The organism is Thalassotalea sp. 1_MG-2023, assembly GCF_030546745.1.
Taxonomy (GTDB): Bacteria; Pseudomonadota; Gammaproteobacteria; order Enterobacterales; family Alteromonadaceae; genus Thalassotalea_C.
Map to the genome: position 1 here is coordinate 97,626 of NZ_JAUOPD010000007.1, position 26,711 is coordinate 124,336.

Genomic DNA, 26,711 nt, shown 5'->3' on the forward strand with positions numbered 1-26,711 from the left:
AAGGCGACATTAGCCGCCTTAATAGTAAAGTGACATATCGCCTATTAAATTTTTGACTCTAAAAAATCAGTAGCAAATTTTTGTAAAACGCCACCTGCACGATGCACAGTTACCTCTTCCCCTGTATCTAGACGACACTTAACAGGAATTTCGATTTGTTCACCGTTTGCCCTTTTCATGATTACCTTCATATTGCCGCCAGCGGATGTTTGACCAACAACATCAAATGTTTCGCTGCCATCTATATCATAGGTATTACGCGTATCTCCGTTGATAAATTCAAGTGGTAATACCCCCATACCAATGAGGTTGGTACGATGTATACGTTCAAATCCTTCAGCAATAATCACTTCAACACCAGCAAGTCGAACACCTTTTGCAGCCCAGTCTCGGGAAGAACCTTGGCCATAATCAGCGCCGGCCACAATGATCAGCGGTTGTTTACGTTCCATGTAGGTTTCTATCGCTTCCCACATACGACTTTGAATACCCTCAGGTTCAATGCGCGCTAACGAGCCTTGAATAACATTATCGTTTTCATCTCGTACCATTTCATTAAAAAGCTTTGGGTTGGCAAATGTTGCCCGTTGCGCTGTTAAATGGTCACCGCGGTGTGTAGCATATGAGTTAAAATCTTCTTCTGGCAACCCCATTTTGTCTAAATATGCACCAGCTGCGCTATCTAACATGATGGCATTGGAAGGCGACAAATGATCCGTGGTGATATTGTCACCTAGGATCGCAAGCGGCCGCATATTTTTCATGGTTCGCTCGCCAGCAAGCGCCCCTTCCCAATAAGGCGGACGTCTAATATAGGTAGACTTTTCGCGCCAGTCATAAAGAGGACTTTCAGCAGGCTCGAATGCACCTAAATCAAACATTGGCGTATAAATTTTGTTAAATTGCTCAGGTTTTACACAACGTTTAACAATTTCATCAATCTCTTCATCACTTGGCCATAAATCTTTCAAGGTAATATCATTACCTGCTTGATCTTTACCTAAAATGTCTTGCTCAATATCAAAACGCATCGTGCCTGCTATAGCATAGGCAACGACTAAGGGAGGTGATGCTAAAAATGCTTGCTTAGCATACGGATGAATACGACCATCAAAATTTCGATTACCTGATAAAACAGCGGTTGCATATAAATCTTTATCAATGATCTCTTGTTGAATATCTGGATCTAATGCTCCAGACATACCATTACAAGTTGTACAAGCATAAGCAACAATACCAAAACCTAATTGTTCTAATTCGGATAATAGCCCTGCTTCCTCTAAATATAGTTTCGCCACTTTAGAACCTGGAGCAAAAGAGCTTTTTACCCACGGTTTACGGACTAAACCAAGTTCATTAGCTCGTTTTGCGACTAAACCCGCAGCGACCACATTTCTTGGATTAGATGTGTTGGTACAAGAAGTGATTGCCGCGATAATAACGGCGCCGTCAGGCATCTCACCATTCTCTTCCTGTTTTTGGCAGTCAGCTAAGTTTTTTGCAATATTTTTTGACGTTAACTCTGAGGTTGCCAAACGACGATGGGGGTTAGAAGGCCCAGCCATATTCCGACCAACAGAGGATAAATCAAAAGAGAGTACACGTTCATAATGCACACCAACTAAATCATCTGCCCATAAGCCAGTATGCTTTGCATAGGCTTCAACAAGTGCAACTTGTTCAGGCTCTCTACCTGTGATTTTAAGGTAATCAATCGTTTGTTCATCAATATAGAACATACCCGCTGAAGCACCGTACTCAGGCGTCATATTAGAAATAGTTGCACGATCACCAATCGATAAACTACGAGCGCCTTCTCCGAAAAACTCAAGGTAGACGCCTACCACTTTTTCATTACGTAAAAATTCAGTAATCGCTAATACAATATCAGTAGCAGTAATGCCTGGTTGCCTTTGCCCAACTAACTCAACCCCAACGATGTTCGGTAAACGCATCATAGATGGACGGCCGAGCATCACAGTTTCAGCCTCTAAACCACCAACACCAATGGCAATAACGCCTAAAGCATCTACGTGTGGGGTATGAGAATCTGTACCAACGCAAGTATCAGGAAAAGCCACACCGTCTCGCAGCTGTATAACAGGCGACATTTTTTCAAGATTAATTTGATGCATAATGCCGTTACCTGCGGGAATAACATCAACATTTTTAAAAGCTGTTTTGGTCCATTCGATAAAATGAAAGCGATCTTCATTTCGTCTATCTTCAATAGCACGATTTTTTTCGAAAGCGTCAGGATCAAACCCCGCGGCTTCTACCGCTAATGAGTGATCAACAATAAGTTGAGTCGGCACCACTGGGTTTACTTTAGCTGGGTCACCACCTTGCTCTGCAATAGCATCACGAAGACCGGCTAAATCAACTAACGCGGTTTGACCTAATATATCGTGACAAACAACACGAGCAGGATACCAAGGAAAATCTAAATCACGTTTTCCGTCGATAATCTGCTTTAACGCATCCTGTAAAGTACTTTGATCACATTTACGCACTAACTGTTCAGCAAGCACACGTGAGGTATAAGGTAACTTAGCGTAGCTACCTGGTGTTATCGCCTCAATGGCAGCGCGAGTATCGTAAAAATCGATAGGCAGCCCTGCCATTTTGAAATTAGGTAATGGTTTGCGATATTCATAGTTCATAACGTAGTCCACAAAAAGTGAAATGGCGGCCATTTAGCCACCATTGAATTTAAACATAACGTGAATGTTTAGCTTAATCGCGATCTGCAATAGCAACCCAAGGCATAGACTCTGGGCCAGTGTAATCTGCAGATGGGCGAATAATGCGGTTATTCTCACGCTGCTCCATCACATGTGCTGTCCAACCAGAAACACGCGAACAAACAAAGATTGGTGTAAATAGCTTCGTTGGTATACCCATAAAATTGTAGGCTGAAGCATGGAAAAAATCAGCATTACAGAAGAGTTTTTTCTCTCGCCACATCACAGCTTCACAACGTTCAGAAACGTCATAAAGGCGTGTATCACCATCAAGTTTCGCGAGTTTTTCAGACCACTTTTTAATAATTGCATTTCGTGGGTCTAGTTCACGATAGACCGCATGACCAAAGCCCATAATTTTATCTTTGCGCGCTAACATGCCCATAATGGCCTCTTCTGCTTCATCAGCAGATTGCCATTGCTCAATCATGTCCATAGCCGCTTCGTTTGCACCGCCATGCAATGGCCCTCTCAAGGAACCAATTGCAGCTGTTACACAACTATGCAAATCAGACAATGTTGATGCACAAACACGCGCAGTAAAGGTTGAAGCGTTAAATTCGTGCTCAGCATATAAAATCAATGAGGCATGCATAACATCAACATGCATTGGCTCTGGCTTTTTATCGTGTAACGTCCATAAGAATTGTTCAGCGATGGAATCGGCATCTGTTTCAACATTTACACGAATACCGTTATGGCTAAAGTTATACCAATAATTAATTAACCCTGGAAAAATCGCTAATAAACGGTCGATATGATCCAATTGCTCAGCAAAGCTATTTTCTGTTTCAAGGTTACCTAGTATAGAGCAACCGGTTCTCATAACGTCCATAGGATGTGCTGTTGCAGGAATAAGCTCTAATGCAGATTTAAGGGCATCAGGCATTGAACGCATACCTTTTAACCTAGTTTTGTAATGGGTTAACTCTGTTTGATTTGGTAGTTTTCCATAAAGAAGTAGATACGCAACTTCTTCAAACTGCGCATTTTCAGCAAGATCGTTAATGTCATAACCACGGTAGGTTAATCCTGCGCCTGTTTTACCGACAGTACATAAAGCTGTTTCTCCAGCACTTTGTCCACGTAGCCCTGCGCCACTTAATTTTTTATCAACCATGTTCTTTCCTCACTTTTCTTGGGTGCTTTCGTACTTATTCGTTGGTTTTATTATTTGTTTTTGCCTTCAGCAAATAGCGAATCAAGTTTCGTTTCGTATTCGTGATATCCAAGGTAATCATATAGTTCCATGCGGGTTTGCATGTTATCTATTTGTGCTTTTTGATCACCATCAGCTAGCAATGTTTTATAGACTGATTCAGCCGCTTTATTCATTGCTCTAAATGCAGAAAGTGGATAAAGCACAATTTGGCATCCCCACTCACCAAGTTGCTCTTTATTCCAAAGCTCTGTTTGACCGAATTCAGTGATATTTGCTAACACTGGTACATCTAAAGCTTCAGTAAACGCACGATAGTGCTCTTCTGTTTTTACCGCTTCGGCAAAAATACCATCAGCACCTGCGGCAACATATGCTTTAGCGCGCGCTAAAGCTTTTTCAAGCCCTTCTTGGGCAAATGCATCAGTTCTAGCCATAATGAAAAAATCTGCATCTGTTCGTGCATCTACAGCTGCTTTAATGCGGTCAACCATTTCTTCTGTCGAGACAATTTCTTTATTTGGACGATGACCACAACGTTTCTGCGCCACTTGATCTTCTAAATGAACGGCAGCAGCACCTGCTTTTTCCATATCTTTAATTGTTTTTGCAATGTTAAATGCGCCGCCCCAACCTGTATCTATATCGACAAGTAATGGCAAACTTGACGCAGAAGTAATGCGCTGAACATCAACAATAACGTCATTTAACGATGTCATGCCTAAATCGGGTAAACCATAAGATGCATTCGCTACCCCACCACCTGATAAATAAATGGCTTGATGGCCTAGTTGCTCCGCCATCATGGCGCAATAGGCATTGATAGTTCCAACTACTTGCAATGGCTTATTTTTTGTAATGGCCTGACGAAACTTTGCGCCAGGTGATAATTGTGTAGACATCGTGAGCTCCTCACTTGCTATATATGAATTATGATATTTATTGCGCGTTTTGCGATAATTGTTTAATTTTTTGTTCGATATTTTTGCGTGATGCGCCGATGTGTCGCCGCATTAGAATTTCTGCTAACTCGCCATCACCGTCAATAATAGCTTGTAAAATATTGGCATGTTCATTAAACGCCTTAGTGGCTCTAGGACTGTTCATACCAAACTGAATACGATACATACGAACTAAGTGATAAAGTTGTCCACATAACAAATCAATAAGCTGTTGATTATGACTTGCTAAAATGACTTTATAATGAAAATCGAGATCGCCTTCCTCTTGATAATACGCAATGCCATCTTTTAACGCTTTTGACTTAGCATGCATATCAAGCATAGCTTGCATGTCGACAATTTCCTCTTTTGTCATATTTTCAGCAGCAAGCCGACAAGCCATACCTTCAAGTGCTTCTCTTACTTGATATATTTCTAATAACCCTTCAATAGTGCATTCAACAACACGCGCGCCAACATTAGGTTTTCGCACAATTAAGTGACACTTTTCTAAACGGCTTAATGCTTCACGAAGTGTTGCACGGCTGACATCAAAGCGTTTAGCAAGTTCAGGCTCGCTAATTTTACTACCTGCTGCAATTTCACCTTCAACGATGGCAAATTGTAATTGCTGAAATACCTTATCTGCAGTTGTTACTGCTTGACGATGTGTTGGGTTATTGTTCGGCATAAATTGTCGACAATTTAAAAATAATGCCGCGATCATAACCGATATTAAATCTATTTCAAGGGAAGATTAAATTTAATTGTCGACACTTTAACTATTCAGTAGCATTAATTAACGCTGTGATGCTTTTCTAACCAAGGCTCGAACATGAGCATATTGCGCTTTATTGATTAAAAAATTAATTGCAGCACTAAAGGGCTGATCAACAGACCGCCGATAATATAACCTAGAGAGACACTCCATGAAGGATAGTTACCTTGCATTTTCAAGCCAAAGAATGGGCGCAAAAGTTCAATACGTTTGATCAATTCAAAGAAGAGAAAACACATGGCTGTTGTGATAAATAACAGTATCAGTGACTCAAGCGCTCCGCCTAACGATAACTGTGTTAAATAATAGCCCACCACTAAAATAATAGACTGATGTAACAAATAAAATGGATATACTGCTTCATTGAAATAAGCGAGTTTTTGTGTTTTTTTAGTTAAAAAACGATGGCTAAGCGCTAACACTAAAAATAAACCAATAATGCGTAACGCACTATAAATAAATAAACTCATTGCTTGAATTAAGTGAGGAAGGTCAATTCCTTTATACATATCAAGGTAATAAAGGTTATAGATAATCAGAAAGCAAATACAAAGTACAATAAAGCTAGCGCACAATGGCCTTATGGCCGTCAGTAGTTTTTGCCAAAATACCGTATGCCAACCGATAAGATAACCTAGCATTAAAAAAAGAAAGCCTATAGGATAACGTGTCTCATCATTTATCCATATTATTTGAACAGTAAAAACGCAGACAATTAAGCATAAAACCGTCCAAAATCCATGTCTTCTCGCTAGCCAAGACTTAAACCCTTCCATAATGTTACTGTTTAAAGCGGGTAACAGAAATACTAGCGTTAATGAGTAATACCATAACGATCGTAAGTACCATAAATGATTCACATCAATATGAGGCCATATGCCTGCCTGATACTGTTCGAATAATGTTGATTGTGGATCATAGAATGCCTGGATGAACGGCCAAAAACCCAAGGAAATATCGCCTTTTGCCAGCATTTCTATATAAAGTTGAGGAGGTACGACAATAAATATCCCGAAGGCTAATGGTAATAACAGTCGTAGACTGCGTAGTGAAACAAAAGATAAAATCGTCACCTTTGTAAGAATAAATCTAATAGCAACACCTGAAATAAACCAAATGGCTGGCATACGCCAAGGTTCAACCACTAACAGCACACTTTCTAACCATTCATAGCGGTATTGGCTTTTTGCATGGAATCCCCAATTAAGCACATAAAACATACCTACATGATGAATAATTAATAAACTAAATAAAATAATTCGTAACCAATCAAGATCGTAGCGTCTTTCTGGCGCTTGACCGCGATCTTGAGGCCGAAATTTCATCTTCTGTATAACAGCGTTTAATAATGGAGGTGTCATCTTATCAATATTCCTTTGTGTTCAAATACTGGTATGATGAATGAGTTTATTAACACACATAGCGAAAAAGGCTTAATAAACAACAGTTAGGGATAAGCGGTGGCATCTAGGGATAAGATTAATTACAAGAGAGGTAAAAATCGTTGTGGATAAATTAATGCATTATCAGCGGAATAAAATGCGCTATGAAATTCTGTTTTTATTTTGCTATTTTTTCATTAATGCCACAGTACTAGCAACATCTGTATTGATGGAAGCAACGCGTGCCGGAGACACTTTACCTTTTAATTTATGGGAGCCTTTCGCATGGGAATATACCAGTGCAATTAGCTCCTTGCTGTTGTTCCCATTAATCGTCACTTTAATCAATAAAGTTCCCCTTAACGGGCAAAAAATTAAACGTACACTTACTATCTATTTTACTGCTGCAGTTACCTTCTCATTTTGCCATGTCGTATTGATGGTAGTGATGCGAAAATTTATCTACGCATTAAACGCTCGTCATTATGATTTTGGTAATATCAGTTTCGAAATGCTCTATGAATTGAGAAAAGATATTTGGTCTTTTGTGTTTTTTGTGATCTTTATTCACGCTTACCGTTTTATACTCAGTAGATTGCAAGGTGAAGCTAACCCTATTCAGGAAGGAGAGCCACAAATTGAAAACCAGCAACTTACTACCAACATTGATCGGCTATTAATCAAAAAACTTGGCAAAGAGTTCATTATAAAAATAGAAAATGTTGAATGGATGGAAGCCTCTGGAAATTATGTAAATTTACATATTGATAAGCGGGTGTACCCTATTCGCTCAACGTTAACAGCATTAATAGCAAAACTGGAAAATAAAGGGTTTTGCCGAATTCACCGTTCTCATGCAGTAAGGTTAGATGCAATAGAGTCTATTACGCCGCTTAGCAGCGGCGATAGCGAGGTAAAAATGGATTCAGGTAAAAGGTTAAATTTATCTAGGCGCTATAAAGACGGATTAAAATTAATGTTAAGCTAATACATTAGCCTTATTATCCGAAAAACCAGTAACACACTGCAATGGCTGCAGACATGCCAGCAACATCGGCAACTAAACCACAGCTTATAGCATGACGGGTATAACGAATACCGACTGAGCCAAAATATACTGCTAGTACATAAAAGGTTGTTTCAGTTGAGCCTTGCATAATTGAAGCCAACCGACCCGCAAAAGAATCAGCGCCATGAGTATTCATGGTCTCTACCATCATAGCTCTAGCCCCAGAGCCGCTTAACGGTTTCATAAATGCGGTAGGTAGCGCATCAACAAAACGTGTATCAAATCCGAAATAGATCACAGCCTGTCTTATCGCGCTAATAATAACATCTAATGCACCACTCGCACGGAAAACCCCGATTGCGACAAGCATAGCAAGTAAATAAGGAATAATGTTAATGCTGGTTTTAAAACCTTCTTTTGCCCCTTCTATAAAACTTTGGTAAACGTCAACGCGTCGCAAATAAGCAGTGATAATGAAAACGATTAACAATGAAAAAATAACCACGTTGGCTATTAATGAAGATTGCTCAGCAACTAAATTCGCCGATAATGTAGCAAAATAAGTAACAATAGCAGCCAAACACGCAAACAATAACGCGAAATAACTAAAAACCACTACATTAAATAATTTTAATCGTTGAACCATTGCAACCACAAGTAAGCCTGCGATAGTAGAAGCAAAGGTTGCTAACAAAATAGGAATAAACACATCAGTTGGAGAAGCAGCACCTTGCTGTGCGCGGTAAACAAATACCGTTACCGGAAAAAGTGTAATGGAAGATGTGTTAAGCACTAAAAACAATATTTGTGCGTTAGAGGCAGTCTCTTTTTTAGGGTTTAATTGTTGTAGATCCTGCATTGCTTTTAACCCTAAAGGGGTCGCGGCATTGTCTAAACCAAGGACGTTTGCCGATAAATTCATCGTCATTGACCCCATTGCAGCATGCCCTTTTGGAACTTCTGGCATCAAGCGGCAAAATAACGGTGAAATAGCGCGAGAAATCGCTTGAATTAATCCGGCATTTTCAGCGATTTTCATGGCACCTAACCAAAAAGACAGCACACCAATTAAACCGATTGCAATTTCTACCGTGACCGATGACATATTAAAAACGGCATCCATTATTTGCGCAAAAACAGCTGCATTATCGAGAAACAACCACTGATAACAAGCACTTGCAAAAGCAATGACAAAAAAAGAAATCCAAATATTATTTAGCACGGTATAAATCTACAATCAACGTTGGTTGGTATCTTGACATAATAAAAGTATATTACCAATGGCGATAGCATAAGCAAAACATCTACCTTTACACCCCTTTAATAACTCTGTGCATAAGATGTGACAATGTCGTTCATAACCTTAGGGTAACTTTTATTTATTACGCGTTCATATGAATAATTATTGTTTATTATCAATAAATTATAAATAAATAAAAAATTATCTAGCAATTCAACTTTTATGCACTACAATTACTTTTAACAGTTCAAATATTAAACAATGATGCTCGCTTACCTATTCATTGATTTGCGATAGAACTTGTTAATTAGCGCACGGCTCATTTCTTATTTTGAGCCATCCCCTGAGCCCGAAACTCCTCGTTTCGGGCTATTTTTTTGGATAATAAATCAATTAAAGCTTAAATAACCTACGGTAGTTTTCAGAGGATAGCCTAGCAATATCTTCCACTGATTGACCACGAATACTCGCTAAGTGCTTAGCTACTTCCACGACATAAGCAGGTTGATTTTGCTTCCCTCGATGAGGAACCGGCGCTAAATAAGGAGAGTCTGTTTCAATTAAAAAACGATCATCGGGCACCAACTTAGCCACTTCCCGTAAAGCACTGGCGTTTTTAAACGTAACGATCCCAGAAAATGAAATATAAAAACCTAATTCAATCGCTTGCTTAGCCATGTCCCAAGTTTCGGTAAAGCAATGTAAAATACCACCAACATCACTTGCTTTTTCATCACGTAGAATCGTTAAGGTATCTTGTTGAGCATCACGGGTATGAATAATAAGCGGTTTATCACAAGCTCTAGCAACACGAACATGTTTACGAAACGAGTCTAATTGTAGTGCTTTAGTTTCAGGTGCGTAATGATAATCTAACCCTGTTTCGCCGATAGCAATAACACGGGGATGTGTCGCTAATTTGGCAAGGTTGTTTTCATTTATGGCATCTTCTTGATTTAAAGGGTGCGCACCGCAAGATAATAAAACATTATCAAAAGGTGCAGTTTTCTCAGCCATTGCTGGAAAGTCTTTTAGCGTCACACAAACACACAATAAGTGGCTTACACCAGCAGAAGTTGCTGCTGCTACAACATTATCTAAGTTATTATCAAACTCAGATAAATCAAGTCGATCTAAGTGACAGTGAGAATCAATATACAACGAATATTCCTTAAATTTACATGGTAAGTGTAGGATCAGATGAACTCAGTAAACGCCCTATCGATTTTTCTATTTGGCTTCGAGTATTTTCAGGATCTTCAATAAAGCTAATTCCAATACCTGCCGGCGTGCCATTTTGAGCACCTACGGGTGTGATCCAGCACACTTTTCCGACAATAGTTGAAGGTTCTAATGAATCAGGCAAAAGTACCTGTAATTCAATATCAGTATCAAGCTCAAAAGTTTCTGTGGTTCTAACAAACAAACCGCCTTTTTTTACAAACGGCATATAAGATTGATATAAATCTCTTTCACTTACAAACTCAAGATAGAGCGGTTCCATATTCGTTCTCCTTGTTTTGCAAAATCATTTGTATATCGACCAGTAGTTTTTCTAAACCAAATTCACGATTAAACTGGCTTAATTTTGCACTTTTTTGATTAAATTGTTTGATGGTTTTATATATTTGCCAAAACTGATGTTTTGCTAAGTCATTACTCAACGACTCAACAGGCTCGTTAGTAAATGATACGTTTGTTGATACAGAATGTAACCATTGTGATTGTCCTCGTAGCAAATCAGTCATTATTTTTTCAAGCCAACGAGCACTATTATCATTAGATTTTAAAAGTTCAAGCAATGCCATTCGACCCTGAGTTGTCGTGATAAAATGCTGAAACTTTTCACGTATTTGATGAAACTGTGCCATTATTTGTGGATCAGCGATTTCAGGTAAATGCGACAAATTGACAAATGGGTCATCACTTTGACTGCCCAGTTCATGTAATAAATCTTCACCGATAGGCGGTCTGATAGCAATAACACGGCATCGACTAATTAACGTAGGTAATAAACGTTGTTCATCGTTTGCTATCAAAACAATAAAGCTATTTTTCGTTGGTTCTTCCAACGTTTTTAGTAACGCGTTACCAGCTGGTTCAGTAAGCTTATCTGCTTGATGTACTATAGCCACTTGATGTTGACCAAATTGGGCCGTTTTTTCTAGAAACCGACCTAACGCTCTTACTTGATCAACCCCGACATGATTACTGGTTAACTCAACATGAAATAAGTCAGGGTGAGACGCTTGTTTAGCTAAATGACAACCTTTACATTGTTGACATGGCACAACGCTATTTGGTTCATCTACAACACTGGAAACTTGACACAATAACGATTGTGCTAACCAATTCACTAATTCAAGTTTTCCTGAACCTGCAACACCTGTAACCATTAAAGCATGCGGTAATGTTTGCTTTTTTATCTGCTGTAAAAGCAGTTGCTTATGTGAAGATAACCAAGATGTAGTCATTACATTAACCTGTGATAAGCAAGAAAAACATCTGCTTATGGATTGCAAAAAACGAATAACAGCACAAATACGTTATAAATAAACTATCGAAAATGCTTGAGTTTAACACCTTGATCTTACCATTAGTTATTTTAGTAAAACATACCTAAAGCAGTAAACATTAAATAATACCACGAGCAACAAGCAACGAATCTAAACAGCGAATAGCATCGTCAGCAACCTGCTGTTTAGCATTAGCGGCATCAATGACGGTAAAAGTATCTGGATACTCTTTTGCCTGTGCAAGATAACCTTCTCGTGCTTTGATCAAGAAATCTAATTTTTCATCTTCCATCCGATCTAATTCATCTCCGCGGCCATATACACGCGATAAGCCAATAACAGGATCAAGGTCTAAAATAATATTCATATCAGGCTGGAAGCCATTTTTTGCGATGTCATTAATGGTTTTAATCAGGGTTAAATCAATACCTCTAGCATAATGTTGAAAACTAAACGTTGCAGCATCGAACCGATCACAAATGACCACGGCACCGCGTTCTACTGCCGGAATAATTTTTTCATTGACGTGTTGTGCTCTAGATGCTGCAAATAATAACAGTTCGGTAATATCGAACATTTCTGCGTTATTCTTATCGAGTATTATTTCTCTAATTTTTTCGCTTATCGGTGTACCACCAGGCTCTCTTGTTAAAACAACCTCTAAGCCTTGCTGAATAACATGCTCTTTTAACTTTTCTATAACCGTTGTTTTACCTGCTCCATTACTGCCGTCGCATACAACCATTAACCCTTTTTGCATCTTTACTCTTAATTATAAATTCATTTTAATGATGGATTACATGATATACGTATCGAGAAAAATATTCAGCTAATGCTTTTTAATCCTTACCGTTTGTTTGTAATAACTTCATCGCTCAGTTTCACTATTTTAGGGATTAAATGTCAAAAAAAAGGCACAACTAATGTTGTGCCTTGTTCATATTTCTATATTTCTTCGTTTACTGTGGGTTCACACGTGAAATATCTACTGGTGGTTGAGGTAAGTTTTTATCCGCTATTTTTTGATAACTGGCTTCAGATACATTAACTCCCCAGGTTTTAAAATGAGTTGTTAAGTCATAGCCGGTAATATCACTAAGCAATTCAAACGTCATACTAAAACTTGCTTCATCACTTTGGCATACTGATGCTTGCTGAGCAGTATCCATTTCTCTAAACCGTCTATTTAATTGTCTAAACATATCCCAACCAATATCAGGAAGAGCATGTTTAATTTGCATTAAAAAGACTAATTTATCCCAGACATCTGCATTGTTTGTAAAAGAAAAATTATCATTTAATTTATTAATCGCATTGCTGTATCTGTTTTCTATTTGAATTCTAGAAGGTTGATTGACGTTTTCTTGTACATAAAGTGAAAATAAATTCACGGTTGATTCTGTGCCAAATGGGCTGCTCCATAAACAGAACTGCTGGTAGTTATGCCCAGTTTCATGCCAGTTACCCCATCCATTATTTTGTGCGGTATCTAGTGAATATAAATTCCAGCCTGGACTAGCCATAATTGGAAAACCTGCATGGGCAAAACCTGCGGTGATTTGAACATCAGAAACAAAACGTTCTTTTAAGGTTGGCATTTTATGCACACCCGTTGCATCATCTTCAAAGCCAGCGAGATCGCGTACAAGGGTTACAGTCTGATCAAAGGTTTTTAACAACTGTTCGGGATCGTCAACTTTTTGCAATTCAGCTTTAGATAAATCAAGTACCGCATGTTCGCCTTCTAGTACTCCCCAAGGCGCACTTTTATCACGGATTGATAACCAGTCACTAAAACTATCTCGACCAAGTTTAAAATAGGTAGTTTCGACAACATTAGACACATTGATTGTCACATCACTATCATCTGACTTATTCGATGCGATCACAACTTGGCCACCATACTGACTGCGTAATTGGTTCTTACCATTGTGTAATCTAATTTTTGTAGAAACACTAGGAAAACGTTTGACGCTATTATCGGCTACCACATTGGCCGAATTTAACCCTAATGCATCGGTATGCACATTAATAATGGCATATAACTCATCAACATTTTCTTCTGCTGTTACGTCAATTTCAATAATTTCACCTGCAACAGCGTAGGTGCCAGTATTAATCCAATGCTGTCTATCCAATGTATCAGACGTGGTATCTTCATAGAAATATCGATTAAAAGTGACTTGCTTCGTAATACGTGGTTTATCAGCTGAAACGTTACCAGGAAATTCACTCACATCTCGCGGAAAAGGTAATGCTTCGTCGATTGGGGTTCTTCTGTTGATGATATCCATGGTTTGTTCCATGGTATAAGCACTTTTATTGGAACGTGAAATAGGAAAGTTACTCACATAACTTTCATCAATCGATGCAGCTGCCACAGAAGGTACAAACCATTGCTGGTTAATGCCGCCATGAGTTGCATAAACAATAAGGCTTAGCTCACTCATATTAACATCAAAAGAGTGCCCATCTTGTGAGAAAATATTATCCTCAAATACCCATAGTTGGTTTGCTGAACTTTGACACGTATTAAGTGCCAAAGCACTATCAATGGTGGTTACACATTTATCCGTTGATTCATTTACCAGTAATTTATCTGCCAAATCATAGCGCCATAACTGGCTAGGTTTTGTGTTTTGACAACCTGTTAAGGTAACTTTATTGTCTCCCGTAGTATCGATACACAGATTAGGATCAGCTGCCGTTACAATAAATTGCTTTTCAAATGACAATGTTGATTGTTCAGGCTCTTCTGTGTTGTCTGGCACTTCAACAACATCTTCAGTAATTGTTTCTTGTTTTGATTCAGAGCTTCCCCCACTACCACAACCGATTAAAAACCCACCTACAACGCTTGTGCACATCATTAAAGCTAAGCTTATCTTATTTTTTGTTATTTTCATCTTTTATTCCCTTTCAAAATTGCGTATTAATTGCGAAACGCTCCGCACTTTGTAACAAAAGGAAAGGTAAAGATCAACAACTGAAAGAATAAGAAACCTTCAATAACCAATAAGTGAACTACAGATAATCAACTTTTTAGTAGCAGTTTATGCCAATAATGTAAGATAAAAAGAAAAATGCGATATGAGAAAAACGAAATATACAGCGGCAACTTCTACTGCTAATAATACTTAATGTTATTAATGCGCACTATGATAAAGTTCGCCTTTTAAATACTTGTAAAATTGAAAGGCATTACTGATAGTTTAACGCTAATGAAAGCATATTAAGCATGTCGCTATTGATCGGCTGGATTACAAAATTAAAAAGTAAGTTATTGTCCTAATTGATATTTAGCGACTGCACGATTGTGATCTTTCAAATTCGTTGAAAAGATATGCTTACCGTTACCATCACTTACAAAATAATAATAATCTGTTTGGGCAGGTTGCATTGCGGCTACAATTGCCGATTTACCTGGCATTGCAATTGGTGTAGGAGGTAAACCGTTTATTCTATAAGTATTGTATTGGGTTTTCTCTCTTAAATGCTTGCGAGTAATATTGCCTTTGTATCGATCGGCTAAGCCGTAAATCACCGTAGGGTCAGTTTGCAAGCGCATGTTTGTTTGTAAACGATTGACAAAAACCGAAGCAATAATTTGATGTTCTGAATATTGTCCACTTTCCTTTTCAATAATTGAAGCCATGATTAACGCTTCATAAGGGTCAGCGTATGGTAGGTTTCCTTGCTTTTGCTGCCATGCATTATTCAGATGAATTTGCATTTGTTGATAAGCACGTTTTAATAAGTCTATGTCTTTTGTTTTGTGGGTAAACGCATACGTTTCAGGAAAAAACAATCCTTCTGGATGCGCTGTATCAAGGGTTAATGCAGAAGCAACTTGTTGATACAATGAAGTGGTTTCTTGGTAATCAAGCGTTTTTGTAATATTAGGATGTTTCGCAATCTGTACTAGCCATTGAGCTAGTGTAGAGCCTTCAACAAATGTGATGCTAAATTGATGTTCTTGTCCTTGACTGACCATCAATAATATATCTTTCACGCGTTGATCATTACGAATTAAATAATTGCCCGCTTTTATCTGTGTAAAGGAAGGATTAAGTTTACCGTAAACTTTTAACCAAAGTGTTTGTTTAACTATTCCTAACGTTGATAATTGATAAGCAAAACGATTAAAACTCATCCCTCGCTCTACTTCTATCATGGTATCTTGGCTAAGCTGGTTAAGGCGCTCCATTTTGTATTGTGTCATTCCTAACAAACCAGCAATACTCACCACACTGAGCAAGATCAACAGAAATATCGTGTTAATGAACTTATTCTTGATGAGATACTTTACGAATTGCATGCTAACTTTCCAATAAAACGAGAAGCCACTGACAATGACAATGTTTGCCCGTTAAAGTTTTCAACTGGCACATACCCCATCACACTATTACAAATAATCATCGCATCAACCTCTTTCAGAGCATCAATGGGTGCTTTAACAAGCTTAACTTTAGAAAATTGGCTTATCGCTTGAGTTCTCAGTAAACCAGCAACTCCTGAGCTACCAAGTTCAGGCGTAAAAACAGCATTATTTTTTATCCAAAACACATTTGCACAGCTTGTTTCTACAATATTATTTTGCACATCAGTTACAATTAAATCTTGCCAGTCACTTTCATCAAGTTCCTTTCTGATCAACACTTGTTCCAAGCGGTTTAAATGTTTAATACCTGCTAACTGAGGGTTTATACCTAATTGAGTCTTTGCAATGCCTATGCTAACGCCTGTTTGATGCCAGTCGATATAATGTTTTGGAAATTCATGCACCATCACTATCACATTGGGCTTTGATACACCAATTCGTGAATACCCCCTACCGCCAGTACCTGCAGTGATCATAACTTTTAATACCGCTAAAGGAAAAGCTGTTGATTGTTTTACAAGCTCAGCTTTTAATGCATGCCAGTCAATATTCGATAACGCAATGCGAGCGCAACTTTCTTTTAACCGATCAATATGCTCAGCCAATAATAAGATTGTACCATCAACAATTTTTGCCGTAGTAAACACCCCATCACCGTATGCTAAACCTCGATCTTTGATAGAAATGTCTTCAGTACGAATACCATTAAGTGAACAATACAACATGAAATTTTTATGATCAGATATAAAAAAGCCCGAATAGACAGTATTCAGGCTTATGCATTGAGATTCAAGAAGTTTTCTAAATTCTTTTCAGTACTAATGAACCATTAGTGCCGCCAAAGCCAAATGAATTACATAGTGCATATTCAAGTGAAACGTCTCGTGCGGTATCTCGAATGTAATCGAGATCACAACCGTCATCAGGGTTCTCAAGGTTAATTGTTGGTGCTACTTTTTGCTCAAATAGTGACTGAGCGGTAAAAATAGTTTCAACAGCCCCAGCTGCGCCTAATAAATGTCCTGTCATGGATTTGGTTGAACCAACCATTGTCTTATAGGCATATTCACCAAAAATTGCTTTTACAGCATTTGTTTCAGCGATATCACCTGCCGGTGTAGAAGTACCATGAGCATTAATATAGCCTATTTGCTCAGGTGAAATTCCGGCGTCACGCAAGGCATTAGTCATAGCTAAAGCGGCCCCTGCACCATCAGCTGGTGGTGATGTCATATGATAGGCGTCGCCACTCATACCAAAACCAACAACTTCAGCATAAATTGTTGCGCCGCGCGCTTTTGCATGCTCGTATTCTTCTACAACCACCATACCTGCGCCGTCACTTAACACAAAACCATCACGATCTTTATCCCAAGGTCGACTGGCACCTTGTGGATCGTCATTACGGGTTGATAATGCTCTCGCGGAACAAAACCCGCCGATACCAAGTTCTGTTGATGCTTTTTCAGTACCACCGGCTATCATTGCATCAGCATCGCCGTGGGCGATCATACGCACAGCGTGGCCAATATTGTGGACACCAGAAGTACAGGCGGTAACAATAGATATGTTTGGCCCTTTCAAGCCTAAACGAATGGATAAGTTGCCTGCTGCCATGTTTAAAATAGTAGAAGGACAGAAAAACGGTGAAAGCTTTCTTACACCGCCTTGTAAATACTTGCTATGGTTTTCTTCGATAAGGCTTAAACCACCAATGCCAGAACCAACAGCCACACCAATGCGGTGAGCGTTATGTTCTGTAACGGTTAACCCTGAGTGATCCATGGCTTGGATACCAGCTGCAAGACCATATTGTATGAATATGTCCATTTTGCGGCTATCTTTTTTCGTAATACCATAATCTTCAGCATTAAAGCCCTTCACTAATCCGGCAAATTTAGTGGGAAAGCTGCTAGTATCAAAATGTTCGATGGTATCTATGCCACTTTTACCCGCAAGTAAATGCTGCCAAGTAGTTTGAGCATCATTACCAAGTGGGGAAAGCATACCAAAACCGGTTACTACAACACGACGCATGGGAAGAGTTGCCTCCGATAGAATTGAATCGTTGAAAGGTGAGCTGTTTTTTTAATACGTCAGCAGTGCGTATCAAACAAAATTCAGGCGGTAAAATTACCGCCTGAATACTTTACTTATTACTGGTTCGAAGTGATGTAATCGATCGCAGCTTGAACAGTTGTAATTTTCTCTGCTTCTTCGTCTGGGATCTCAGTATCAAACTCTTCTTCTAACGCCATTACTAATTCTACTGTATCTAATGAATCAGCACCTAAGTCGTCTACGAAAGAAGCTTCAACTTTTACTTCATCTTCGCTAACACCTAATTGCTCAATAGTAATTTTTTTTACGCGTTCTTCGATAGTACTCATTTTTTTTCCTTTAGTAGAAAATACAATTTTTCAAAATTGCGTGTAGTGTATTCGCCTACAGGCTAGCTTGCAAGCTTATCGTTTTGCTTTTATTGCTGGTCTAACCTGTTGACAGTTATGCTATTATGCTTATTTATTAAATATTATCAATATGTTAAATAAACATTGCTTAAACCATGTACATGCCGCCATTAACATGTAATGTCTCACCTGTTATGTATCCTGCAGCATCAGAGGCTAAAAATGCAACAGATTTAGCTATTTCTTCTGGCTTACCTAAACGGTTTGCAGGTACTTGTGAAAAAATACCTTCTTTTTGTTCGTCTGTTAGCGTTTGTGTCATGTCAGTATCGATAAACCCTGGTGAAACAGTATTAACCGTGATACCACGTGATGCAACTTCTCTTGCTAACGATTTAGTAAAACCAATTAAACCAGCTTTCGCCGTGGCGTAATTAACTTGGCCAGCATTACCCATTGTTCCAACAACTGATCCAATGTTTATGATTCGACCAAAGCGCTTCTTCATCATAGGACGCATAACAGCTTTACTAATTTTAAATACCGATGACAAGTTCGTATCGATGATATCATTCCATTCATCGTCTTTCATTCGCATGAATAAGTTATCACGAGTAATACCTGCATTATTCACTAAAATATCAATAACGCCAAATTCTTGTTTGATAGTTTCAAACATTGAGCTAATTGATTCATCATCAGTAACATTTAATACTAAACCTTGACCTGCGCCTAAATATTCGCTGATTTTTTCAGCACCATGTTCAGACGTAGCAGTACCTACTACGGTTGCTCCTAATGCTTTAAGTTGTTCTGCAATAGCTTTACCAATACCACGACTAGCGCCTGTCACTAATGCAACTTGACCTTCTAACGAAAACATATATGTTCCTATTGTAATAAGTTATTTGCTTGTTCCAATGAAGCATTATCGTTCATTGAAGTACAAGAAATTGATTTATTGATCCTTTTAACTAACCCTTGCAAGACTTTACCTGGGCCTATTTCTAACGCAGTTTCTACACCATCTTGGGCTAATTTTTCTACGGTTTCAGTCCAGCGCACAGGGCTATATAGTTGTTTAATTAACGCCGTTTTAATGGCTTCTACATCTGATTCCACAGTCACGTCTACATTATTAATGACTGATATTTCAGGGGTATTAAACGTAACTTGTTTAAATTGTTCAGCAAGTTGTTCAGCAGCGTCTTTCATTAATGCACAATGTGATGGAACGCTAACCGGTAGCGGTAATGCTCGCTTTGCGCCTGCTTCTTTACACAGTGCACCTGCACGTTCAACAGCTTCTTTATGGCCAGCAATAACCACTTGGCCTGGTGAATTAAAGTTAACCGCAGAAACGACTTGTCCTTCTGCCGCTTGTTGACAAGCCTCAATCACTTTATCGTCAGCTAAACCGATAATGGCATACATTGCTCCAATTCCCTCAGGGACAGAAGCTTGCATAAATTCACCACGTTTTTCTACTAGTTTAACGGCATCTGATAAAGAAAGGACACCAGCACAGACTAAGGCAGAGTATTCACCTAAACTATGCCCTGCTAGAACAGCGGGTTTAATGCTAGATTGACTTTGCCATAAACGCCAAAGTGCCACACTTGCAGTAAGTAAAGCGGGCTGTGTATGGTTAGTTTGATTTAACTTCTCTGCAGGGCCTTCATTAACAAGTTGCCAAACATTATAACCTAATGCCTCAGATGCTTCGTTAAAGGTCTGCTGAATAATCTCATTATCAGCGAAGTCTTTTAACATACCTACAGCTTGTGAGCCTTGTCCCGGGAAAATAAACGCTAAATTTTGTTGCATAGAGTTACCTATTGACTTTTAAATGGTTATTCCAACCAATTAATATGTAATCTGTTTATGATAAATGGGTATTCGTTATACCATGTTCAAGTTTTTTAGTTATTTTTTCAGGAACTTGACGCTCAACTTCTTTCATTGCTTCAAAAATTGCATTGGTAAACGCAGTTACACCAGCATTGCCATGACTTTTAATCACAATGCCGCGCAATCCTATCAAACTTGCGCCGTTATACTGGTCGGGGTTCAGGGCTTTAAAGAGTTTTTTTAAGGTTGGAGCGAAAAATCGGCCGAGTAATCGTGCAAAAATATGTTGCGATAACACACTTTTTAATTTTTGATACACCAAACGGGCAACGCCTTCACACGTTTTTAGGGCGACATTACCGACAAAGCCATCACAAACGATAACATCAGCTTTGTTATTAAAAATATCATTACCTTCAATAAAGCCTACATAGTTAATATCAGGATTCTCACTTAATAAGGTAGCTGCCATTTTAATATGATCGCTACCTTTAATTTCTTCAACACCCATGTTTAATAACGCAACCCGTGGCTTATTAATTCCTTCAACTTGCTCTGCCATTACCGTGCCCATAACGCCAAATTGATATAAAACGGATGAATCACAGAAAACATTAGCGCCAAGATCAAGCATAAAAACATGTTTATCATCATGGTGTGTTGGTAATGCTGAAATAAGTGCTGGTCGCTCAACGGTAGAGAGTGTTTTTAATACAAAGTGTGCTATTGAAAACAGTGCGCCTGTATTGCCTGCACTAACACATGCATGAGCTTGACCGGAATGCACAAAATCAATCGCTTTACGCATTGACGAATCTTTTTTGGTTCGTAATGCTGAACTGGGTTTTTCATCCATTGTCACTACATCAGTTGTGTGTTTAATGGATAATCGAGGGTGGTCTTCTAGCTGGTGCTGTTGAAGAAAATTTGAAATAAGTGTGTTGTCACCACATAAAATCAACTTAAGATCAGCAGATTTTTCTATGGCAAGCATTGCAGCTGGCAATGTTACAAGGGGGCCTTGATCGCCCCCCATAACATCGATGGCGATGGTTAAATCGCTCAATGTAGTATTCGCTATTTAGCGACTACTTTAACACCTTTATAAAAGCCATCAGCGGTAACGTGATGACGACGGTGTGTTTCACCTGATACTGGATCTACTGATAAATTTTCAGCTGTTAATGCGTCATGTGAACGGCGCATGCCACGTCTTGAACGAGACTTCTTGCTCTTTTGAACTGCCATTGCCTAACTCCTAAAATCAATTAATTATTTAAGTTTTTTTAACACGTCAAATGGGTTCGGCTTCTCTTGCTCTTCGGGCAACTTTCCCCAAACACTATCAGCCGGAGACTGACAGTCTTGTTGATCATGCCTAGGAATTAGTGGAATCGCAAGGATTAACTCGTCTTCAACTAATTCACGCAGGTTCACTTCACCATTTTCATCTAATTCTATTGCGTCATAATATGACGGCAATTCGTCAGCAGCTTCCTGATTTTTCACCGGACTGAAAACAAAGTCAATTAATAACGTTGACTCTAAAGACTCAGTACACCGCTGACATGTTAACGTAGCAGGAACCGACCCTTTGCCTGATATAGTTATCAAGCCTAGTTCATCCACTCCGAATGCAACATTAACATGTATTTGTTCACTACAGCTTTCGCACGCAGCCAACAATCTATTCATTTCCGACGACTCAAAAAAGCCTTCACACACTAACCGACGTTGTGCGCTTTTATAGGGATCTATCGTGATCGGAAGTTTCAGATTCTGCATAAGGCGCGCATGATATAGCCGTTCAAGCCGTGTGTCAAAAGAAAATTAGCGAATTTGATTTAAAAATTCTTTATTGCCCTTATATTAGCAGAAACCGATTAAATTTTGAGTCATTTCAATGAAAAAAATAGTTTTAGGGTCAACATCACCCTTTCGTAAAGAAATTCTTAATAAACTAAAAATACACTTCATTTGCGATAAGCCTAATATTGACGAAACCGCCCTTCCGAATGAATCAGCTTTACAGTTAGTGGAACGACTCGCGATTGAAAAAGCACAAGCTGTGGCAAAGCACCATGATAACGCTCTTGTTATTGGTTCAGATCAAGTTGCTCTTTGCGATGAACATATATTAGGTAAACCTCACACCAAAGAAAATGCTATTAAACAATTAATGAGTTTTAGCGGTAAGCGTGTAACATTTTATACTGGCTTATGTGTACTGGATAGCGACAGTGGCAAGAGTCACTCGCTAGTTGAGCCCTTCCATGTTTACTTTAAAACATTAAGTAAAGCAGATGTAGCGCGCTACGTTGATGCAGAAATGCCACTTAATTGTGCAGGAAGCTTTAAAAGCGAAGGGTTAGGTATCTGTTTATTTGAAAAGTTAGCTGGTGATGATCCAAACAGTTTAGTCGGTTTGCCACTAATAAAACTCATACATTTATTTGAAAAACATGGGTTTCATGTATTACAAGCCATAGAACAAAGAGAATAGCCTCAAGCAATAACAAAGTAGCGACGATACAAGCTAAGTCAATCGTCGCCAAAGATATTCTAATGGACCAAGTTGATAATTCTTTAACCAATAACGAGCGAATAGAAGTTGTATTGATATGATGCACGTACCAAAAACAATAATCGAATAAAAAGGAACGTTCCCCATCCACGCAAAGCCATATCCATAAAATAACAAAACACAAACGGTGGTTTGCATCAGATACATGGTTAATGCCATACGGCCAAGCTGCGATAAGCCTGAAAAACTCACACCGTTATGCGATAAACGGTAAAGCAAGGCCATATAAGCAAGCGCCATCATGATGCAACTGACATGATAAACCAAGCCTTGAAATAAACCGAGAAAGTCCGTAGAAAATGGGCTCCCCGTTATTGCTTTAATATAAGCATAAATAGCACTAAACCCAGCACCAACAACAAATAACGCAATAATGTTTGACTTCGACGGCACACTCATTTGTCCACGTAAATAAATACGTGCTAAATACAGTCCAAGTAAAAATTGCCCTAATACCTGAAACGGCCGACCCGTTTTTAAATATGCCATAGGACGTGGAATGGCACTAAAGATATTGCCCCAAAACACATCTTTCGCCTCTTGAGCAGTGCGTAAAGATAACAAACTGACATCTTGATAACCTAAGTTCTTTCTCAAACTATAAACAATATCTGTTAATACATTCCAACCAGTTAAGTGTGATGTTAACGATAATAATAAATGCATCACAAGGGGGGCACACAACAATACAATAATCCAGTAGCGTAAACGCGTATCGTCGATATCTTTAAAAAACAACAAGCAAACACCTAATAAACTATACAGGGTTAAAATGTCACCGTGCCATATCAAATACATATGACTTAAACCTATCACAAACAATACCAACATTCGTTTTAACCAAAAGGTGGTAAAATTTTTATCTTGCCGGTTATATTTAGCGTATTGAAGGGCAAAACCAACACCAAGTAATGTAGCAAAAACACTATAAAATTTGCCTTCGATTAAAAAATCAATAACAAACAGAACTCCTCGATCCCACCACGATAATGCTTGAATTTCATTGAAACTGAGTGAATAAAAACCAGTAAAGCTGACCAAGTTAGCAAAAATAATTCCACATAATGCAAAGCCGCGCATGGTATCTAACGCCCTGATACGCCGTTTTGTCGAGTGAACTCTATCTTGTGCAGTTAACAGCATTCTTGTTGATTCCTCTTACATTATTAGTATGTAAAGCATGACGCTTTGTTATTGCATTGTTAATAGTTCATTGATATCTTGCAACCACTATTCGTTATGTTATAACATAACTTACAATAAGATTAAAAGATAAATAACGAGATCAATTTATTACACATCACTTTTATTATTTAGCTGGCTTTTGAAATGCATTTGCATTTTGTAATGTGCTGTTTGTCGACATACCTAACGATAAGTAACTCAATATCGCCTTTAACCTTTATTAACAAAGAACTAACTTATACTACTAGGAGTATTTTTTATGCATAGTATCAACCGCTATGTGTCACGCTTTACTGCATTAAGTACCGCACTATCAATAGCTTTTGTTACTCAGGCGCAAGTATCGAATACGACCGCTAAAAACGAAGACGTTGAAGAACAACAAATCGAACGATTAGTGGTCATGGGAAGCCCCGTTGGCACACTTGGCCTAAATAATGAATCAAGCACAGCAAGCCGACTTGGCTTAAGTGCAATGGAAACCCCTGCAACAATTGAAATTGTTGATGCCGAGCTAATGCGTGCGCGAGGTTATACAAAGTTATCGGATTCATTAGCAAATCTACCAGGTGTTGTAACCGGAGAGCACCCTACTTCACCATCAACATTTTCAATGCGAGGCTTTAGTCGAGGACAAATTACCGTATTGCGTGATGGGCTATGGATTGGACCGAGCACAATGGTGATGCGACCACAAAATACGTTTAACCTTGAACGTGTAGAAATACTGCGTGGCCCAGCATCTGTGTTAAATGGTATCGGTTCTGTAGCAGGTACAGTCAATGCGATAACTAAAACAGCATACGCTGGCATGAACAATGGCACAAACTTACAACTCGGATATGGCAGCCATAATTCATATCATTTAGGGTTAGGTAGTCAAGGTGAATTGGATGAAAACCTATGGTACACCTTCGATGTAAGCCGATATGCTAGTGACGGTTACGTTGATAACACCAACTCAGAATCAAATAACTTCACCACCAGTCTTTTATGGCAAGCAAGTGACAAACTTTCCTTGAAATTTAGTGCCGATTATTTAGAGGATGATGTGGGGAGTTATTACGGAACGCCTTTAGTACCAGCAAATGATGCTAAAGATCCGTTAGGCATTATTGAAACGGGACGCGGTGAAGTACTTGATGGTGCCATGCGATATAACAATTATAATGTTGCAGACGCATACGCAAAATCAGATCAATTGTTCTTAAGGTTAGATGCAGACTATCACATCAATGAAGATATGCGATTACAGTATACCCTGTTTAAATTTGATGCTTCGCGCGCCTGGCAAAATGCAGAAGGTTATGTTTATTGTACTGAAGTAGTCGGTACCTGTAACAATTACGGTGAGGTACAGCGCTATTATGGTTATTTTATTTTAGATCATGAGCAAGACGTTTTAGGCAACCGAATTACCTTAAATGTAAATTCGACGTTTGGCGAAATAGAAAGTCGTTTTGTCACTGGCTTTGAAACCACATCATTAGACTTTATTAGATCTCGTGGCTTCCGTAGACAAGTTGAGCAAACGCCTGCAGATGCTCTTGATCCTTATAATCCACAACCTGGCATTTATGGTCAGCGAGAGTTACGTGGTGTTAGTCCAACAGACATGACAACACGCGCATTGTTCTTTGGTAATGCATTACAACTTACCGATAAATTAAGCCTTGTTACAGGTGCTCGTTATGAAACATTAAAACTTAACAGAGAAAACTTTAATGCTGAAGGTGAAAATGAAAACAGTGGTTTTAAGCGAGATTATAACTGGATAAGTTGGCGTATTGGCAGTGTTTATAAACTCACAGATGATACCGTACTGTATGGTCAATATAGCAATGCTAAAGATCCTATCAATTCGAATATTTTTTTAGTCAATAACAATCAAAATTTTGACTTAACTGACGCAACTCAATTTGAAGTTGGTTTAAAAGCAAGCTGGATGCAAGGCAAAGCAGAAACCACCCTTGCTTATTTTAACATTGAACGTGATGATATTTTTGAACGATTTGCCCTTGATAGTGTGACTAATGTTGGAGGTCGAAGCTCAAAAGGTATCGAAGCATCAACCTCATTATTATTAAGTGACAATTGGCGACTCGGCGCGAATGCTGCCTACACAGAAGCTACCTTTGAACGTTCTGCAAATGTTGAATTATTCGCAGGAAACACCCCGCCTAATGTACCTGAGCTAACGGCTAATATTTATTCTAGTTACGATAACATCGCCAACTTACCTATAGAAGTTGGGGCATCAATACATTATGTTGATGACCGATATGGCGACAATCCTAATACCGTTACCTTAAAAGCCTATACCTTAACCAATGTTTTTGCTTCTTATAAAGGCGACAACTATCGAGTTACGGCGCGCATCGACAATCTTTTTGATAAAGCTTATGCACCTTGGTCTGATGTGTTTTATTTACATCAAGACAGTCCAGGCTTTATTTATGCGAATGAATTATTAATCGGTGCACCACGTAATGTACGTGTGATGTTTGATTACCAATTCTAATAGCAAAGG

At 38.7% G+C, this 26,711-nt stretch carries 24 protein-coding genes; 3 read left to right on the forward strand and 21 right to left on the reverse strand.

Features of this window, described 5'->3' with window-relative positions; translation table 11 throughout:
• Nucleotides 1-44: 44 nt before the first annotated feature.
• The 5 genes from acnD to Q4489_RS07850 all read right to left on the reverse strand — a co-directional run bounded on the left by acnD (nt 45) and on the right by Q4489_RS07850 (nt 6,983).
• A complete protein-coding gene (acnD, locus tag Q4489_RS07830; protein ID WP_303478916.1) occupies nt 45-2,663 on the reverse strand; it encodes a Fe/S-dependent 2-methylisocitrate dehydratase AcnD in 2,619 nt (872 codons plus the stop codon).
• A gap of 73 nt (nt 2,664-2,736) precedes the next feature.
• Nucleotides 2,737-3,864, reverse strand: a complete 1,128-nt coding sequence (prpC, locus tag Q4489_RS07835; RefSeq protein ID WP_303478744.1) for a 2-methylcitrate synthase — start codon at nt 3,862-3,864, stop codon at nt 2,737-2,739.
• A 50-nt stretch (nt 3,865-3,914) separates the two neighbouring features.
• The gene (gene prpB, locus Q4489_RS07840) at nt 3,915-4,805 is read right to left on the reverse strand and encodes a methylisocitrate lyase (protein ID WP_303478746.1); all 891 of its coding nucleotides are present in this window, start codon (nt 4,803-4,805) and stop codon (nt 3,915-3,917) included.
• 37 nt (nt 4,806-4,842) lie between these two features.
• Nucleotides 4,843-5,535, reverse strand: coding sequence for a GntR family transcriptional regulator (locus Q4489_RS07845; protein WP_303478917.1), 693 nt, complete (start codon nt 5,533-5,535; stop codon nt 4,843-4,845).
• 167 nt (nt 5,536-5,702) lie between these two features.
• Nucleotides 5,703-6,983, reverse strand: coding sequence for an acyltransferase family protein (locus Q4489_RS07850; protein ID WP_303478748.1), 1,281 nt, complete (start codon nt 6,981-6,983; stop codon nt 5,703-5,705).
• A gap of 145 nt (nt 6,984-7,128) precedes the next feature.
• Here Q4489_RS07850 and Q4489_RS07855 point away from each other — a divergent pair, with 145 nt between their 5' ends.
• Nucleotides 7,129-7,992, forward strand: coding sequence for a LytTR family DNA-binding domain-containing protein (locus Q4489_RS07855; RefSeq protein ID WP_303478750.1), 864 nt, complete (start codon nt 7,129-7,131; stop codon nt 7,990-7,992).
• A gap of 13 nt (nt 7,993-8,005) precedes the next feature.
• Here Q4489_RS07855 and Q4489_RS07860 read toward each other — a convergent pair whose 3' ends face one another.
• The 15 genes from Q4489_RS07860 to yceD all read right to left on the reverse strand — a co-directional run bounded on the left by Q4489_RS07860 (nt 8,006) and on the right by yceD (nt 22,197).
• A complete protein-coding gene (locus Q4489_RS07860; RefSeq protein WP_303478753.1) occupies nt 8,006-9,235 on the reverse strand; it encodes a nucleoside recognition domain-containing protein in 1,230 nt (409 codons plus the stop codon).
• A gap of 411 nt (nt 9,236-9,646) precedes the next feature.
• A complete protein-coding gene (locus Q4489_RS07865) occupies nt 9,647-10,414 on the reverse strand; it encodes a TatD family hydrolase (RefSeq protein WP_303478756.1) in 768 nt (255 codons plus the stop codon).
• Between the two features lie 16 nt (nt 10,415-10,430).
• Nucleotides 10,431-10,757: a PilZ domain-containing protein gene (locus Q4489_RS07870; RefSeq protein ID WP_286268795.1), complete on the reverse strand. Its 327-nt coding sequence runs from the start codon at nt 10,755-10,757 to the stop codon at nt 10,431-10,433.
• Nucleotides 10,738-11,727, reverse strand: coding sequence for a hypothetical protein (locus Q4489_RS07875; RefSeq protein WP_303478764.1), 990 nt, complete (start codon nt 11,725-11,727; stop codon nt 10,738-10,740). The genes Q4489_RS07870 and Q4489_RS07875 overlap by 20 nt, the downstream gene beginning before the upstream one ends.
• 160 nt (nt 11,728-11,887) lie before the next feature.
• The gene (tmk, locus tag Q4489_RS07880) at nt 11,888-12,529 is read right to left on the reverse strand and encodes a dTMP kinase (protein ID WP_303478766.1); all 642 of its coding nucleotides are present in this window, start codon (nt 12,527-12,529) and stop codon (nt 11,888-11,890) included.
• A gap of 199 nt (nt 12,530-12,728) precedes the next feature.
• The gene (locus tag Q4489_RS07885; protein ID WP_303478767.1) at nt 12,729-14,675 is read right to left on the reverse strand and encodes a M60 family metallopeptidase; all 1,947 of its coding nucleotides are present in this window, start codon (nt 14,673-14,675) and stop codon (nt 12,729-12,731) included.
• Nucleotides 14,676-15,049: 374 nt separating this feature from the next.
• Nucleotides 15,050-16,087: an endolytic transglycosylase MltG gene (mltG, locus tag Q4489_RS07890; RefSeq protein ID WP_303478770.1), complete on the reverse strand. Its 1,038-nt coding sequence runs from the start codon at nt 16,085-16,087 to the stop codon at nt 15,050-15,052.
• Nucleotides 16,075-16,875, reverse strand: a complete 801-nt coding sequence (gene pabC, locus Q4489_RS07895; protein WP_303478772.1) for an aminodeoxychorismate lyase — start codon at nt 16,873-16,875, stop codon at nt 16,075-16,077. The genes mltG and pabC overlap by 13 nt, the downstream gene beginning before the upstream one ends.
• 76 nt (nt 16,876-16,951) lie before the next feature.
• Nucleotides 16,952-18,187: a beta-ketoacyl-ACP synthase II gene (gene fabF / locus Q4489_RS07900; RefSeq protein WP_303478774.1), complete on the reverse strand. Its 1,236-nt coding sequence runs from the start codon at nt 18,185-18,187 to the stop codon at nt 16,952-16,954.
• A 119-nt stretch (nt 18,188-18,306) separates the two neighbouring features.
• Complete coding sequence (acpP, locus tag Q4489_RS07905; protein WP_074499317.1) at nt 18,307-18,540, reverse strand: acyl carrier protein; 234 nt, start codon at nt 18,538-18,540, stop codon at nt 18,307-18,309.
• A gap of 169 nt (nt 18,541-18,709) precedes the next feature.
• On the reverse strand, nt 18,710-19,444 hold the full coding sequence (fabG, locus tag Q4489_RS07910) for a 3-oxoacyl-ACP reductase FabG (RefSeq protein WP_074499316.1): 735 nt from the start codon (nt 19,442-19,444) through the stop codon (nt 18,710-18,712).
• 8 nt (nt 19,445-19,452) lie between these two features.
• A complete protein-coding gene (gene fabD / locus Q4489_RS07915) occupies nt 19,453-20,388 on the reverse strand; it encodes an ACP S-malonyltransferase (protein WP_303478776.1) in 936 nt (311 codons plus the stop codon).
• Nucleotides 20,389-20,443: 55 nt separating this feature from the next.
• On the reverse strand, nt 20,444-21,478 hold the full coding sequence (plsX, locus tag Q4489_RS07920) for a phosphate acyltransferase PlsX (RefSeq protein ID WP_303478778.1): 1,035 nt from the start codon (nt 21,476-21,478) through the stop codon (nt 20,444-20,446).
• Nucleotides 21,479-21,489: 11 nt separating this feature from the next.
• Nucleotides 21,490-21,660 (reverse strand): 50S ribosomal protein L32, encoded by a 171-nt coding sequence (gene rpmF, locus Q4489_RS07925; protein WP_074499314.1) that lies wholly within the window; start codon nt 21,658-21,660, stop codon nt 21,490-21,492.
• A 24-nt stretch (nt 21,661-21,684) separates the two neighbouring features.
• Nucleotides 21,685-22,197: a 23S rRNA accumulation protein YceD gene (gene yceD / locus Q4489_RS07930; RefSeq protein WP_074499313.1), complete on the reverse strand. Its 513-nt coding sequence runs from the start codon at nt 22,195-22,197 to the stop codon at nt 21,685-21,687.
• A gap of 118 nt (nt 22,198-22,315) precedes the next feature.
• On the opposite strand from yceD, the gene Q4489_RS07935 reads away from it, so the two are divergent.
• Nucleotides 22,316-22,915: a nucleoside triphosphate pyrophosphatase gene (locus Q4489_RS07935; RefSeq protein ID WP_303478782.1), complete on the forward strand. Its 600-nt coding sequence runs from the start codon at nt 22,316-22,318 to the stop codon at nt 22,913-22,915.
• A gap of 33 nt (nt 22,916-22,948) precedes the next feature.
• Here the strand turns inward: Q4489_RS07935 and Q4489_RS07940 are convergent, their stop codons facing one another.
• Nucleotides 22,949-24,139, reverse strand: a complete 1,191-nt coding sequence (locus Q4489_RS07940; RefSeq protein WP_303478784.1) for a DUF418 domain-containing protein — start codon at nt 24,137-24,139, stop codon at nt 22,949-22,951.
• A 301-nt stretch (nt 24,140-24,440) separates the two neighbouring features.
• Between Q4489_RS07940 and Q4489_RS07945 the strand changes: the two genes are divergently transcribed.
• A complete protein-coding gene (locus Q4489_RS07945) occupies nt 24,441-26,702 on the forward strand; it encodes a TonB-dependent siderophore receptor (RefSeq protein ID WP_303478787.1) in 2,262 nt (753 codons plus the stop codon).
• Nucleotides 26,703-26,711 lie beyond the last annotated feature (9 nt).